Origin of the sequence: Klebsiella sp. GW_Kp181 (genome assembly GCF_040062315.1) — a bacterium.
GTDB lineage: Bacteria > Pseudomonadota > Gammaproteobacteria > Enterobacterales > Enterobacteriaceae > Klebsiella > Klebsiella oxytoca.
Genome location: NZ_JBEAFR010000001.1, coordinates 93,287 through 106,083 on the forward strand (window position 1 = coordinate 93,287; position 12,797 = coordinate 106,083).

The following is a 12,797-nucleotide window of genomic DNA, read 5'->3' on the forward strand; positions in this document are numbered from 1 at the left end:
ACTATATTGGAAAATTTTTCCAAACTTGAACAAAGCCTAAAAATTCCCGCTCCTCAGAGCGGGTCGGTTCGGCGATCACTCTGCCTGGGGCTTCAGTCCCAGCGCGGTGCTGATATTCCTTGCCGTCTCCCTCACCAGCTCTCCCTGGCTGACAAAACGGTCCGGGGTTAAGCGGGACGCTGGCCCGGAAATCGAAATTGCCGCCACTACGGATCCGACATCATCGTAAACCGCTGAAGCAATACAGTTTAATCCTGTCACGTGCTCCTCCTGGTCAATGCTGTAGCCGCGGTCGCGCGCCTCATCCAGGTTTCGCTGCAGGACCGGTAAATCGACGATCGTCGACGGCGTAAAGCGCTGCAGCCCGGTCTTCACAATCACATCCACCAACTCATCCGGGGACAGCGGGTACAGCAGCGCCTTTCCGGCCCCAGAAGCATGCAGCGGCAGCCGGCTGCCGAGCGGCGCGCACATCCTTACCATTGATTTGCACTCCTGCTGGCCAATCAACACCGCTTCGTTGCCGTTACGAATCGCCACGTTTACCGTTTCCCCTGACATCAGCATCAGCCGCCGCATGAAAGGTCCGCCGACGGATAAAACATCCCGGTTATGGATGTACGCCGAGCCGACATTGAATGCGCCAAGCCCGATGTGCCACCAGCCTAGCTGCGCGTCCTGATAGACAAAATCCGCGCCCTCCAGCACTTTAAGCAGGCGAAAAGTGGTCGATAACGGTAAGTCCAGATTCAGGGAAATATCGCTGACCGACGAGCTGCCGCCGCTCTTTTCAAGGTATTGCAGTATCGCGATCCCTCTCTCCAGCGCCTGTGCGCCTTTTTGCGCGGAAGGCTCCTGCTGGCCCGGCCTTCCCCGCCTTCTCACTTCTGTCATACCTCGATTATCTCCGGCTCAAAACCTGAGCATAAATAGTGTGTAAGCGCCCACATGTTATGCAAGATAATCGACAGCGTCACGTGCAACCTCACGCAAAGCTCAGCTCCACGGTCGGGATCTCCACGACATCGCAGTTATCTTTTCCACCGCGATCGACGGTTAAAAAATCGGTTTCGCTCTGCCAGGCAAACAGCGGGTGATGCCAGACATTGCGATGATAATTTACCCCCTGGCGGCCATTGGAGATAAACGCGCGCAGCGTGGTCATGTCCGGCTCATCGCCTCCTGCCGCAACCACCACCACAAAGGCTTCGCCGTTCATCGGCACAAACGCCTGAGTGCCCAGCGGATGACGTTCCAGCTCGGTGACGACAATCGGCAATACCGCCGGCTGGGCCCGATTAATGCTGATTAGCGTGCGATCCTGCTGCAGGGTCTCCACCATGGCCAGATCGTGAAAACGCTGCACTTTGCCATCATTAATATGAAAAAAATCCTGCCCTTCCGTTTCGATAACGTCCCCATAGGGGCGGAATGCTTCGCGCGTCAGCGGCAATACCTCTAGCTTCATTGCAATATTCCTTAGTCATTAAAAACCGTCGCCCTCCTCATACCTTGAGGGTGATCGATGTACCGGTCAATTCATGGCCATCTCAAAGTGGTATCAACTATAAGTTGGAATAATTTTCCAAAACCTGATTTAAGCCACATAATTGAGAAGGTTATTATGAAAAAATACTTAAAAATCATGGGCGAATTATTAAATTACGAGGAATAAGGCGATGCTAGACCCCGAAACACTACGTACCTTTGTCAGCGTCGCGGAGACCGGCAGCTTCTCCAGAGCAGCGGAAAAACTCTATAAAACGACCGCCACGATTAGCTATCGCATCAAACTGCTGGAAGACAACACCGGCGTCGCGCTCTTTTCGCGCACTACGCGCAGCGTCCTGCTGACTCCTGCCGGAATGCATCTCCTGGCGCAGGCCAGAGAGTGGCTGGGCTGGATTGACAGTATGCCCGGCGAGCTGCAGCAGATTAACGACGGCGTGGAGCGCCAGGTGAATATTGTGGTGAATAACCTGATGTATGACCCTCAGGCTATTGCGCGGCTACTGGCCTGGCTCACCCAGCGTTACCCTTTTACGCAATTTCATTTTTCACGACAAATTTACATGGGCGTCTGGGATACGCTCCTGCACGATGACTTTTCGCTGGCCATCGGCGTCACCGGCACCGAACCGTTAGCGGAGAATATTGCCGTCGCCCCGCTGGGTGAAGTCACCTGGCTGTTCGTGATGTCGCCGAATCATCCGCTAAGCCAGCAAACCGACCCCCTGTCGGAGGCCCAGCTACGCCGCTATCCTGCGGTCAACATTGAAGACAGCGCGCGGAGATTAACCAAACGTGTTGCCTGGCGCCTGCCGGGTCAAAAAGAGATCGTGGTTCCCGATATCGAAACCAAAGTCGCCGCCCATATCGCCGGCGTCGGCATCGGCTTTTTACCCGAGCCGCTGTGTCAGCCGCTTATCGCGCGCGGCGAGCTGGTTTCCCGGCAGATACCGACCATGCGTCCTCCCTCTCCTCTGAGCCTCGCCTGGCGTAAAGATCATCATGGTAAAGCGGTGCAGGATATCACCTCGCTATTCGGTCACTCCGCCCCGGAAATCCAGGGATTCCTGACGCTATTCAGCGATACACCGTGAAAAATCAATCCAGCCTGCCGCTCACCGCGTACAATAGGAGGATTATCGCGTCGAGCGACGCGTCTGAATGGCTTAACGGTTTAAATGATGGAATTAGTCCCACAAAATATTCGGCAGATTCTTGCCAGCGATACGCCGCTGATTGACGTCCGTGCCCCGGTTGAATTCAGGCAAAGCGCCATGCCCGCAGCGATCAACCTGCCGCTGATGAACGATGACGAGCGCGCTGCCGTCGGTACCTGCTATAAGCGTCAAGGGCCGGAAGCCGCTCTCGCACTGGGCCATCAGCTGGTGAATGGTAAGATTCGCGCCAGCCGCCTCGCCGCCTGGAAAGAGGCCTGCGCGCGTTATCCAGAAGGCTACCTGTGCTGCGCTCGCGGCGGCCAGCGTTCGCATATCGTCCAGCAGTGGCTGAAAGAAGCTGGCGTGGATTACCCTCTGATCGTCGGGGGCTATAAAGCGCTGCGCCAGGCCGCCATACAGCTTACCGAAGAGCTGGTACAGCGCCCTATCGTGCTGATCGGCGGCTGTACCGGCAATGGCAAAACTCAGCTGGTCTGCGCTCAACCTGACGGTATCGATCTCGAAGGGCTTGCCCATCACCGCGGCTCTTCATTCGGTCGCACCCTCCAGGAGCAGTATCAGCAGGCTACCTTTGAAAACCATCTGGCCGTGGCGATGCTTAAAAAGTCCGGGCAGCAGACGCGCTGGGTGCTGGAGGATGAGGGGCATATGATCGGCGCCAATCACCTGCCGGAGTGTATGCGTCTTCGCATGGCGCAGTCGCCGCTGGCGGTAGTGGAAGATCCGTTTGCTATCCGTCTTGAACGACTGCGGGAAGAGTATTTTGCGCGCATGCATCGCGATTTCCTGGCGGCCTACGGCGAAGAACAAGGCTGGCAGGCGTATAGCGAATATCTGCATCATGGCCTGTTCGCAATCCGCCGCCGCCTCGGGCTACAGCGTTTTGCCCAGCTCACCGCCAGGCTTGATGAAGCGCTGCTTGAACAGCAGCGAACCGCCGACACCGAAGCGCACTTCAGCTGGCTGGTTCCCCTGCTGAATGAGTATTACGATCCGATGTACCGCTACCAGCTCGGCAAAAAAGCGGAGAAAATTATTTTCCGCGGCAGCTGGCAGGAAGTTGCCGCCTGGCTGGCGAAGTAATCACATCCTCTCTTGTCCCGGCTTGCGGCGTAAACGCCTTAGCCGGGCTACGGGTCCGCAGACGGCGGTGAACCTGTAGCCCCGGCAAGCGCAGCGTCACCGGGGAATGGTTACCGCTTAGAAGTCGTAGCGCAGACGCACCAGGTTCATATCGCCCAGGTTGTCGGTGCTCGACGTGAAGACGTGTTCATAGTCAACGCGGAAACCATAATCCAGCTGGAAACTCACGCCGACGCCGTTATCGATACGCTGATAGTTGCGACCGTTCACGTACTGCAGGCGGTCGCCCATAAAGTATGGCTGAATAGATTTCACCGCATACTGGCCAATCGGGAATTTATAACCGGCAAAGTACTCAATCCCCCAGGCATCGCCCGCGAAGTAGTTATGGACATCGGTTTTTTTGGTGGTCAGGAAGTTCTGATACCAACCGCCGCCCAAGGAGAAGGTCCAGTTATCCGGCGTCCAGCTAAGCGCGGTACCAACGATATTCTGATCGTATGATTTGCTGTCAGAACTGGACGGGTTACGCATATCGGCGCGGGTATAGTTCCACGCGGCGCCCCAGGTCAGATCTTTCATAATGTGATAATCCGCGCCGATGGAACCGCCGCCTTTACGTTTATAGCGCAGACCGTTGCCCGGCAGATATTCGCTGTCCTCAAACAGATAAGAGGCATAGAGATCGACATCGCCAACGGTTTTCTTATATTTCAGCATATTACGTGAGCGATAGGAGCCATCGTAGTCGCCGTTAATGCCGTTACCCGGCGCCTGGCCAATCATGTCGTAATCCCAGATATCGGTTTTTACCCCGACCACGTCGTAATAAACGCTGTTCTGCTGACCGTAGGTTAACGTCCCCCAGGTATCGCTTTTCAGGCCGGTATAGAGCATACGGCGGCTGGTGTTATTCGCGCCTTCGGCATAGTGGTTATCCCAGTCGAAAAGTGCCGGAATATTGACGCCCAGCTCGTAATAGCTGATCCAGCTGATATCATCAAACAGATAGTAGTCGGCCGCGAAGCGGAAACGGGTTCCGCCATCGAAACCGTTACGTTTATATGAGCCTTTGTCGCCATCGCCGGACATCATGTTGAACTGGGGACGGATACTCCCGCCGACGGTAAAATTAAGCCGGCTTAACGGATCGCCCGCCTGCGGATCTTGTTTTAAAAGCGTAATTTCCGCCTGGGATGCAAAAGAGGTTAACGCCAGGGCTGCACCGATCGTTATCGCCAGCGCTTTTATTTTATGTGCCATACTTTTTCCTTGATTAATAAGCAACCTTATATTTTCCAGTTGAATATTAACTGCGATTGAGTATGGCGTGTTGCTGAGTTTTTAATGTTTTGTGCGGTTAAAAATCAGCAACTTATCATTTTGTGCCCTTAAATAATCTGTGGTTATCTTTTCATCGCCATGTCATTAAAATGGTCTATTACCGCGCAAACATCATCCATGGAGGAAGTATGTCGAAAAAACTACTGCAGCTGCACTTTGCTTTTAACGGTCCCTTCGGCAGCGAGATGTCCCGTCAGCTCGTGGAGCTGGCCGAGTCCATCAATCAGGAACCAGGGTTTATCTGGAAGGTCTGGACAGAAAACGAAAAAAATCAGGAAGCGGGCGGGATCTACCTTTTTGAGAATGAAGAAACCGCGCTCGCTTACCTCAACAAGCACACCGCGCGCCTCAAATCGCTTGGCGTAAACGAGGTTATCTGTAAAGTTTTCGACGTTAATGAGCCGCTCACCGCGCTGAACCACGGCCATTTGTAATAGCAACTCGCATCCGTGGCCCGAAGCCCTCCCGGGTTGCGGCTAACGCCTTACCCGGGCGACTTTCCCGCAGACGGCTGAGAAACGGTAGCCCGGCTAAGCGCAGCGCGAGCCGGGTGAAAACCCCGGGTTGCGGCTGACGCCTTACCCGGGCTACATAACTCACTCTATCCCTGGCTAAACTGGCGGAACAGCGCTTTACCTTTCAGCAGACGCAGCCCCAGCCAGCCGCCGCACAGCGACAGCAGTATTGCCCCGCACAGCGGCAGCATCACCCACAACCGCCAGTCCGGAGACCACGGGAAGTCAAAGATTTTGCTTTGCAGCAGCGCCAGCGCAACCTCTGCGCCAATCGCCGCCACGACGCCGGATACCACGCCCAGCAGCGCGAACTCCGCCCACAGCGTGGTGCGCAGCAGAGACTTACCGGCACCCAGCGTGCGCCAGACCACCAGCTCCTGGTAGCGCTGACGCATCCCGACCTGTACCTGCGCCAGCAGCAGCAAAACGCCGCAGGCGGTGACCAGAATCACCATCACCTCAAGCGCGCGGCTTACCTGAGTCAGCACCTGGCCAATCTGTTGCAAAATCGCGCCGATATCCAGCAGGCTGACGGTGGGGAATTCGCGGTTGAGCTGCGTGAGCATCCCGTTGCCATTATCCCAGCGGAAGCTGGTCAGCCAGCTTTGCGGCTGGCCGTCGAGCGCCCCCTGCGGGAAGATAAAGAAGAAGTTCGGCCGCAGACTTTCCCAGTCGACTTTACGCACGCTGGACACCTTCGCGCTAAAGTCCTGAGCATCCCCTGTAAAGGTCACGCTATCGCCGAGCTTGACGCCCAGACGCTGCGCCAGCCCCTCTTCAATCGACACCTCACCCGCTTTTGGCGGCCAGCTACCGGCAACCAGCGGATTATGATCCGGACGCTCGCGGCTCCAGGTGAGGTTAAGCTCCCGGTTCAGGGCTTCATCTTTATTGCCCTCCGTTGCCTGGCCGTTAATTTGCGTCAGGCGCGCGCGCACGATGGGATAGAACTCGGTGGCGCGGGTCTGATGCTCGGCGAGGAAGGTTTTTACCGGCACCACCTGCTCCGGTGCGATGTTAATCAGGAAATAGTTAGGACTTTCCGGCGGCAGCTGCTGCTGCCAGCGGTCAAGCAGATCGCCGCGCAGCACCAGCAGCAGAGCCAGCAGCATAAACGACAGCGAAAAGGCCGCCAGCTGGCTCAGGGTCGACCACGGCTGGCGCAGCAGACGGTTCACCGCCAGGCGCAGCGGCAGCGCTTTTAACGTCAAACGCTTCAGTAACCACAGGACGCCCCATCCCGCCAGGCCGCACAGCAGCGCCAGCACTACGGCACCCGCCAGAACCGCCCACAGCAGGGGGCTGCCGCCCATCAGCAGCGCCAGCAGCGTCACCACCACCGCGCACACGATCGGGATATAGAGCTTCAGCGGCCAGACGTTGGCGACGACGTCCTGGCGCAGCACCCGCAGCGGCAGCGTCGCCAGCAGCAGTCTATAAGGACGCAGCCCGACCAGCAGGGAAATCACCACCATCGCGCCGATCGCCCACAGCCACGGCCAGCCGCTCGCCGCCGGCAGCGCCGCAGGGAGCACCGGCTTAAGCATCGCCAGCAGAATATGTTCCAGCCCTACGCCCATCGCCCCGCCGGCAATCACCGCCAGCGCCAGCAGCATCAACCACTGGCCGACAATCAGTTTGCGCAGCTGCGCCCGTCCGGCGCCGAGGGTTTTGAGGATCGCCACCAGATCGTAACGACTGCGGCAGTAATGGCTCATCGCCACCGCCACCGCGGCGACCGCTAACAGCAGCGTTAACAGCGCCGACAGCAGCAAAAACTGCTGCGAACGTTGCAGCGATTTACCCAGCGCGCTGTCGTCCTGCTCCATGCCAATCCAGCGGTGCTCAGGCCCCAGCTTCGGCAGCAGCCACTTTTCGTAGTCCGCCAGCTGCTGCGGGGTTCCGGCATACTTATAGCGCCAGGAGACGCGGCTCCCGGGCTGCACCGCGCCGGTTTTCGCCACATCGGCGGTGTTCATCATCAGCCGCGGCGCCATCTGGAAAGGGTTAAATCCGGCATCCGGCTCCTGTATCACCTCGCCGGCAATGCGCAGCGTGGCGTCGCCCACGTCGATGGTGTCGCCGGTTTTCAGATTCAGCAGCGCCATTAATCGCGGCGCCAGCAGCACGGTGCCGGCGTGCGGCTTCAGCCCCGGCGGCTGAGTTTGCAGCTGGCCATATAGCGGATAGGTGTCGTCAACCGCTTTGACATCCGCCAGCTGCGGCGTATCGTCGGAAAACGTCATGGTGGCAAAGCTCAGCTGCTCGCCGACGGTTAAACCAAGGCGGCGCGCTTCATCAATCCATGCGCCAGGGACTTCGCGCGAACTGCGCAGCGTGCGGTCGCCGGCCATAAATTCCCGGCTTTGCTGGCTAAGTCCTTTCTCCATGCGGTCGCTTATCGAGCCCAGCGCCAGCACGCAGGCCACCGCCAGGCTCAGCGCCAGCCAGACGATCAGCAGCGACGGCGAGCGCCATTCGCGCCAGAACCAGCGGGCAATCATGCTTCCTCCCGCAGCTGGCCATCAACCAGCCGCAGCCGTCGGTCGCAGCGCGCCGCCAGCAGCGGATCGTGGGTGACGAGGATCAGCGTGGTGCCGTGCTCACGGTTCAGCGAAAACAGCAGGTCGGCGATTTTATCCCCGGTGTGACGGTCGAGATTGCCGGTGGGTTCATCGGCAAACAGCAGCTCCGGGCGGCCGTTGAACGCGCGCGCCAGCGCGACCCGCTGCTGCTCGCCGCCGGAAAGCTGTACCGGCAGATGGTGCAGGCGCTTACCCAGCCCCAGTTGCTCAAGCAGTGCCCGGGCGCTGCCGCGGCTCTGGCTATCGCTTTCGCCGCGCAGCAGCGCCGGAAGCTCGACATTTTCCAGCGCATTGAGGGTGGGGATCAGCATAAAAGATTGAAACACAAAGCCGATGTGCTTAGCGCGCAGCTTAGCCCGCGCCTCTTCGTCCATCTGGTGCAGCGGTTGTCCGAGCAGCGAGACCTCCCCGCTGCTGCCATCGTCCAGCCCGGCGAGGATCGCCAGCAGCGTCGATTTACCGGACCCCGACTCGCCAATCAGGGCGATGGTCTGCCCCTGTTTGACAACCAGCTCAACTCCGGTAAGGATGGAAAGCTGATGCTCACCCTGACCGACGGATTTCTTAAGATGATGAACTTCAAGTATGTTTTCCGCTGGCATTTGCCTTTCCTGTTTCTGGTCCTGTTTACCTGCCGCGCCATGGCGGCCGACACGCTGTTGGTTCTCGGCGACAGTCTGAGCGCCGGTTATCGTATGGCGGGCAATACCGCCTGGCCTGCGCTGCTAAACGATAAGTGGCAGACAAAAACGCCGGTAGTTAACGCCAGTATCAGCGGCGATACCTCGCAGCAGGGGCTGGCAAGGCTGCCGGCCCTGCTTAAGCAGCATCAGCCGCGCTGGGTGCTGGTTGAGCTCGGCGGTAATGACGGGCTGCGCGGTTTCCCGCCTCAGCAGACGGAACAGACGCTGCGTACCATTATTGAGCATATCAAAGCGGCGGACGCCCAGCCGCTACTGATGCAAATTCGCCTGCCCGCCAACTATGGCCGCCGTTATAATGAAGCCTTTAGCGCTATTTATCCGGCACTGGCCAAAGAGTTTGATATTCCTCTGCTGCCCTTTTTTATGGAAGAGGTTTATCTGAAACCGCAGTGGATGCAGGATGATGGAATTCACCCGAATCGCGACGCTCAGCCGTTTATTGCCGACTGGATGGCGACGCGCCTGGCTCCCTTAGTTAATCATGACTCCTGATAACAGCGAGTCATTTGCAGGTAAAGTTATGCAAAAATCGGTTTTAGTTACAGGATGTTCCAGCGGAATTGGTCTTGAAAGCGCCCTGGATTTAAAGCGCCAGGGCTTTAACGTGCTGGCCGCCTGCCGCAAAGCGGAAGATGTCGCACAGATGCAGGCGCTGGGGCTGACCGGTGTGTTGCTGGATCTTGACGATCCGCAGAGCGTTGAACGCGCCGCCGCCGAGGTGATTGCCCTGACCGACAACCGCCTGTACGGCCTGTTTAACAACGCGGGCTACGGCGTCTACGGCCCGCTGCCGACCGTCAGCCGCCGGCAGATGGAGCAGCAGTTTTCCGCCAACTTTTTTGGCGCTCATCAGCTAACGATGCTACTGCTTCCGGCCATGGAGCCGCACGGCGAAGGGCGTATCGTGATGACCTCATCGGTTATGGGGATTATCTCCAGCCCGGGCCGCGGCGCCTATGCCGCCAGCAAATATGCGCTGGAAGCCTGGTCCGATGCGCTGCGTATGGAGCTGCGCCACAGCGGCATTAAGGTCAGCCTGATTGAGCCGGGCCCCATCCGCACCCGCTTCACCAACAATGTCAACCAGACTCAGGCCGATAAGCCGGTGGAAAATCCCGGTATCGCCGCCCGCTTCACGCTCGGACCGGAAGCGGTGGTGGAAAAAGTGCGTCACGCTTTTGTCAGCGATAAACCGAAGCTGCGCTATCCGGTAACCCTGGTGACGCACGCGGTCGCCCTGCTTAAGCGGCTGCTGCCGACCCGCGCGATGGACAAAATTATCCAGGGCTGAGTTGAAGCACCTGCCGCCGTCCCCATATATCTATAAAAATATCGATTAAAGAGACTTGCTCATGTCCGCACAGAATATCGTCAATATTACCGAAGCTAATCTACACCAGACGCTGCAGCAATCCGCGACAACGCCGGTGCTGTTTTATTTCTGGTCCGCGCGCAGCCAGCATTGCGAGCAGCTGACGCCGGTACTGGAGAGCCTCGCCGCCCAGTACAACGGCCTGTTTACCCTCGCTAAAGTTGACTGCGATGCCGAACAAATGCTGGCTTCGCAGTTTGGCCTGCGCGCTATCCCTACGGTTTACCTGTTCCAGAACGGTCAGCCGGTCGACGGCTTCGAAGGCCCGCAGCCGGAAGAAGCGGTTCGCGCGCTGCTGGATAAGTTCCTGCCGCGTGAAGAGGAGCTCAAAGCGCAGCAGGCGCTGGCGCTGATGGAGGAAGAGAACTACGCCGAAGCGCTGCCGCTGCTGAAAGACGCCTGGCAGATGTCGAATCAGGAGAGCCAGATCGGCCTGCTGCTGGCGGAAACGCTGATTGCCCTCCATCGTTCCGATGAAGCGGAAACGGTACTGAAAACCGTGCCGCTGCAGGATCAGGATACCCGCTATCAGGGGCTGGTGGCGCAGATCGAGCTGCTGAAAAAAGCCGCCGACACGCCGGAAATTCAGCAGCTGCAGCAGCAGGTTGAGCAGAACCCCGAAGATGCGGCGCTGGCCTCCCAGCTGGCATTACAGCTGCATCAGGTGGGGCGTAACGAAGAAGCCCTGGCGCTGCTGTTCAGCCATCTGCAAAAAGATTTAGGCGCCGGAAACGGCGAGGTTCGCAAACTGCTGCAAGAGATCCTTTCCGCACTCGGCACCGGCGACGCGCTGGCCGCGAAGTACCGCCGCCAGCTCTATTCTCTGCTTTATTAATGTAATAACCCGGCTCGCGCTGCGCGTAGCCGGGCTACAGGATGGATCTTCTCGTGGCCCGGACAGGCGCGTTCAGCGCCGTATCCGGGAAAAAATCTTACGCGCGTTTTTTCAGCTGCGTCACCACCAGCTGATGGCGCGCATTGAAGAACTTCAGGTAGGTCAGATACCCGGCGATAATCGTTGACAGACTGGCGGTCGACAGCAGCATAAACGTCACCATAATCTGATACTTAATCGCTTTTACCGGATCAATCCCGGCGAAAATCAGCCCCGACATCATCCCCGGCAGGCTCACCAGCCCCACCGTTTTCGCCGAATCTACCGTTGGGATCAGCGCGGCGCGAATGCTATCGCGAATAAGCCTTGCAGACGCCATCTTCGGCGTTGCGCCCAGGCTCAGCTTTTCCTGAATCTGCTGCTGCTCGCTGCTAAAACGCTGCCCCATATTGTTGTAGCAAAGTCCAACCGCCACCATCGCGTTGCCGGCTACCATCCCGGCAATCGGAATCACCTGCATCGGCACAAAAGCAATCGATCCGGAAACAACCAGCACCGCCAGGGTTAACCCAGCGCCGGTCGTTATCGCGATAAACGAGGAGACAAAGGCTTTGTCGATATATTTGCTACGCTTTTTCGCATTCCACGCGGCGTTAAAGCAGATAAACAGCACCATCAGCAGCGTCAGCACGGCGTGATTAACGTTAAAGATATATTTCAGCACATAGCCGACAATAATCAGCTGCACTATTGCCCGACAAATGCTCCAGATAATCTCTTTTTCCAGCGCCAGCTTTTCCCGGTAGCTAACCACGATCGCTACCAGTACCAGAACCATAGATAACGCCAGCGACTCATTGGTAATATTATGCCCGTTCATTTTTTTTCTCCTCCTGCGCTCTTCCGCCAGCAGGCTTTAGCGTAATCACTTCATCCGCATGGGCAATTTCATTGCTATCGTGAGTGACCCACAGAACGGCGATGTTTTTTTCGCTGGTGTAGCGATGAATAATCTCATTCACATTGGTTTTATTGCTTTCATCCAGCGCGCTGGTAATTTCATCCAGCAGCAGCACCTGCGGCAAAAACTGCAGATTGCGTATCAACGAAACGCGCTGCTTTTCCCCGCCCGAAAGTTCATTGATTGACTTTTCCAGCGTATTTTCCGCCAGCCCAAAGCGCAGCAGATCGGCGACCAGCGCTTTGGGTTCAGGCTGTTTATTACGGATCTGCCACGGGAAGATCAGATTGTCATACACCGAATCGCCGAACAGCGCCGGGGTTTGCGCGCAGTAGGAAACCTGCTGGCGATAGGTTTCCGGCGTCAACGTGTTGATATCTTTACCCGCGAAGAGAATTTTTCCCGACGTCGGGCTCAGCAGCGAAGCGATTATTTTTAATAAGGTGCTTTTCCCGCACCCGGAAGGACCGGTAATTAGCTTAAATTCCCCTGCCCTGAGCTGAAAACTTATCTCATTAAGGATGGTGACATCATCGGCCTGAAACCCCACGTTCTCCAGGCGCAAAATAGCGTTACTTTCGGTCATTATTATTCCCAGTTTTTCAACAACGCCTCTAGTTTACTCCACTTTCCTTTCACCCGGATGCGCGGAAAGATATACTCTGGTTAAACGCGCGCCACTCTCCCGGCGCATCAACAGGCAACAAGACA

The 12,797-nt window shown here is 57.3% G+C and carries 13 protein-coding genes; 6 read left to right on the forward strand and 7 right to left on the reverse strand.

Annotated features, from left to right (window positions below; translation table 11 throughout):
- Positions 1-75 precede the first annotated feature (75 nt).
- Both allR and allA read right to left on the reverse strand, forming a co-directional pair.
- Positions 76-894: an HTH-type transcriptional repressor AllR gene (gene allR / locus ABLV11_RS00515; protein ID WP_004099742.1), complete on the reverse strand. Its 819-nt coding sequence runs from the start codon at positions 892-894 to the stop codon at positions 76-78.
- Positions 895-985: 91 nt separating this feature from the next.
- Entirely contained in the window at positions 986-1,468 is a 483-nt protein-coding gene (allA, locus tag ABLV11_RS00520; RefSeq protein ID WP_004099741.1) for an ureidoglycolate lyase, read from the reverse strand.
- 211 nt (positions 1,469-1,679) lie between these two features.
- On the opposite strand from allA, the gene allS reads away from it, so the two are divergent.
- Together allS and mnmH are read left to right on the forward strand one after the other, a co-directional pair.
- On the forward strand, positions 1,680-2,603 hold the full coding sequence (gene allS, locus ABLV11_RS00525; RefSeq protein WP_004111061.1) for an HTH-type transcriptional activator AllS: 924 nt from the start codon (positions 1,680-1,682) through the stop codon (positions 2,601-2,603).
- A gap of 87 nt (positions 2,604-2,690) precedes the next feature.
- Positions 2,691-3,770, forward strand: a complete 1,080-nt coding sequence (gene mnmH, locus ABLV11_RS00530; RefSeq protein ID WP_105889829.1) for a tRNA 2-selenouridine(34) synthase MnmH — start codon at positions 2,691-2,693, stop codon at positions 3,768-3,770.
- A 117-nt stretch (positions 3,771-3,887) separates the two neighbouring features.
- Here the strand turns inward: mnmH and ABLV11_RS00535 are convergent, their stop codons facing one another.
- Positions 3,888-5,033, reverse strand: coding sequence for a porin (locus tag ABLV11_RS00535; protein ID WP_004111059.1), 1,146 nt, complete (start codon positions 5,031-5,033; stop codon positions 3,888-3,890).
- A 209-nt stretch (positions 5,034-5,242) separates the two neighbouring features.
- Between ABLV11_RS00535 and ABLV11_RS00540 the strand changes: the two genes are divergently transcribed.
- Positions 5,243-5,548, forward strand: a complete 306-nt coding sequence (locus ABLV11_RS00540) for a monooxygenase (RefSeq protein WP_004099728.1) — start codon at positions 5,243-5,245, stop codon at positions 5,546-5,548.
- A 167-nt stretch (positions 5,549-5,715) separates the two neighbouring features.
- Here the strand turns inward: ABLV11_RS00540 and ybbP are convergent, their stop codons facing one another.
- A complete protein-coding gene (gene ybbP / locus ABLV11_RS00545) occupies positions 5,716-8,133 on the reverse strand; it encodes a putative ABC transporter permease subunit YbbP (RefSeq protein WP_348855113.1) in 2,418 nt (805 codons plus the stop codon).
- The gene (gene ybbA, locus ABLV11_RS00550) at positions 8,130-8,816 is read right to left on the reverse strand and encodes a putative ABC transporter ATP-binding protein YbbA (RefSeq protein WP_049592119.1); all 687 of its coding nucleotides are present in this window, start codon (positions 8,814-8,816) and stop codon (positions 8,130-8,132) included. The genes ybbP and ybbA overlap by 4 nt, the downstream gene beginning before the upstream one ends.
- Here ybbA and tesA point away from each other — a divergent pair.
- The 3 genes from tesA to ABLV11_RS00565 all read left to right on the forward strand — a co-directional run bounded on the left by tesA (position 8,787) and on the right by ABLV11_RS00565 (position 11,125).
- Positions 8,787-9,410, forward strand: coding sequence for a multifunctional acyl-CoA thioesterase I/protease I/lysophospholipase L1 (gene tesA / locus ABLV11_RS00555; RefSeq protein ID WP_032692296.1), 624 nt, complete (start codon positions 8,787-8,789; stop codon positions 9,408-9,410). The genes ybbA and tesA overlap by 30 nt on opposite strands.
- A complete protein-coding gene (locus tag ABLV11_RS00560; protein ID WP_172598501.1) occupies positions 9,400-10,209 on the forward strand; it encodes an SDR family oxidoreductase in 810 nt (269 codons plus the stop codon). Before tesA ends, ABLV11_RS00560 begins: the two co-directional genes overlap by 11 nt.
- A 61-nt stretch (positions 10,210-10,270) precedes the next feature.
- Positions 10,271-11,125 (forward strand): co-chaperone YbbN, encoded by an 855-nt coding sequence (locus tag ABLV11_RS00565; protein ID WP_016808713.1) that lies wholly within the window; start codon positions 10,271-10,273, stop codon positions 11,123-11,125.
- 97 nt (positions 11,126-11,222) lie between these two features.
- Here ABLV11_RS00565 and fetB read toward each other — a convergent pair whose 3' ends face one another.
- Together fetB and fetA are read right to left on the reverse strand one after the other, a co-directional pair.
- Positions 11,223-12,005, reverse strand: a complete 783-nt coding sequence (gene fetB / locus ABLV11_RS00570; protein WP_004111055.1) for an iron export ABC transporter permease subunit FetB — start codon at positions 12,003-12,005, stop codon at positions 11,223-11,225.
- Positions 11,992-12,672 (reverse strand): iron ABC transporter ATP-binding protein FetA, encoded by a 681-nt coding sequence (gene fetA, locus ABLV11_RS00575; RefSeq protein ID WP_004099706.1) that lies wholly within the window; start codon positions 12,670-12,672, stop codon positions 11,992-11,994. The genes fetB and fetA overlap by 14 nt, the downstream gene beginning before the upstream one ends.
- Between the last annotated feature and the right edge of the window lie 125 nt (positions 12,673-12,797).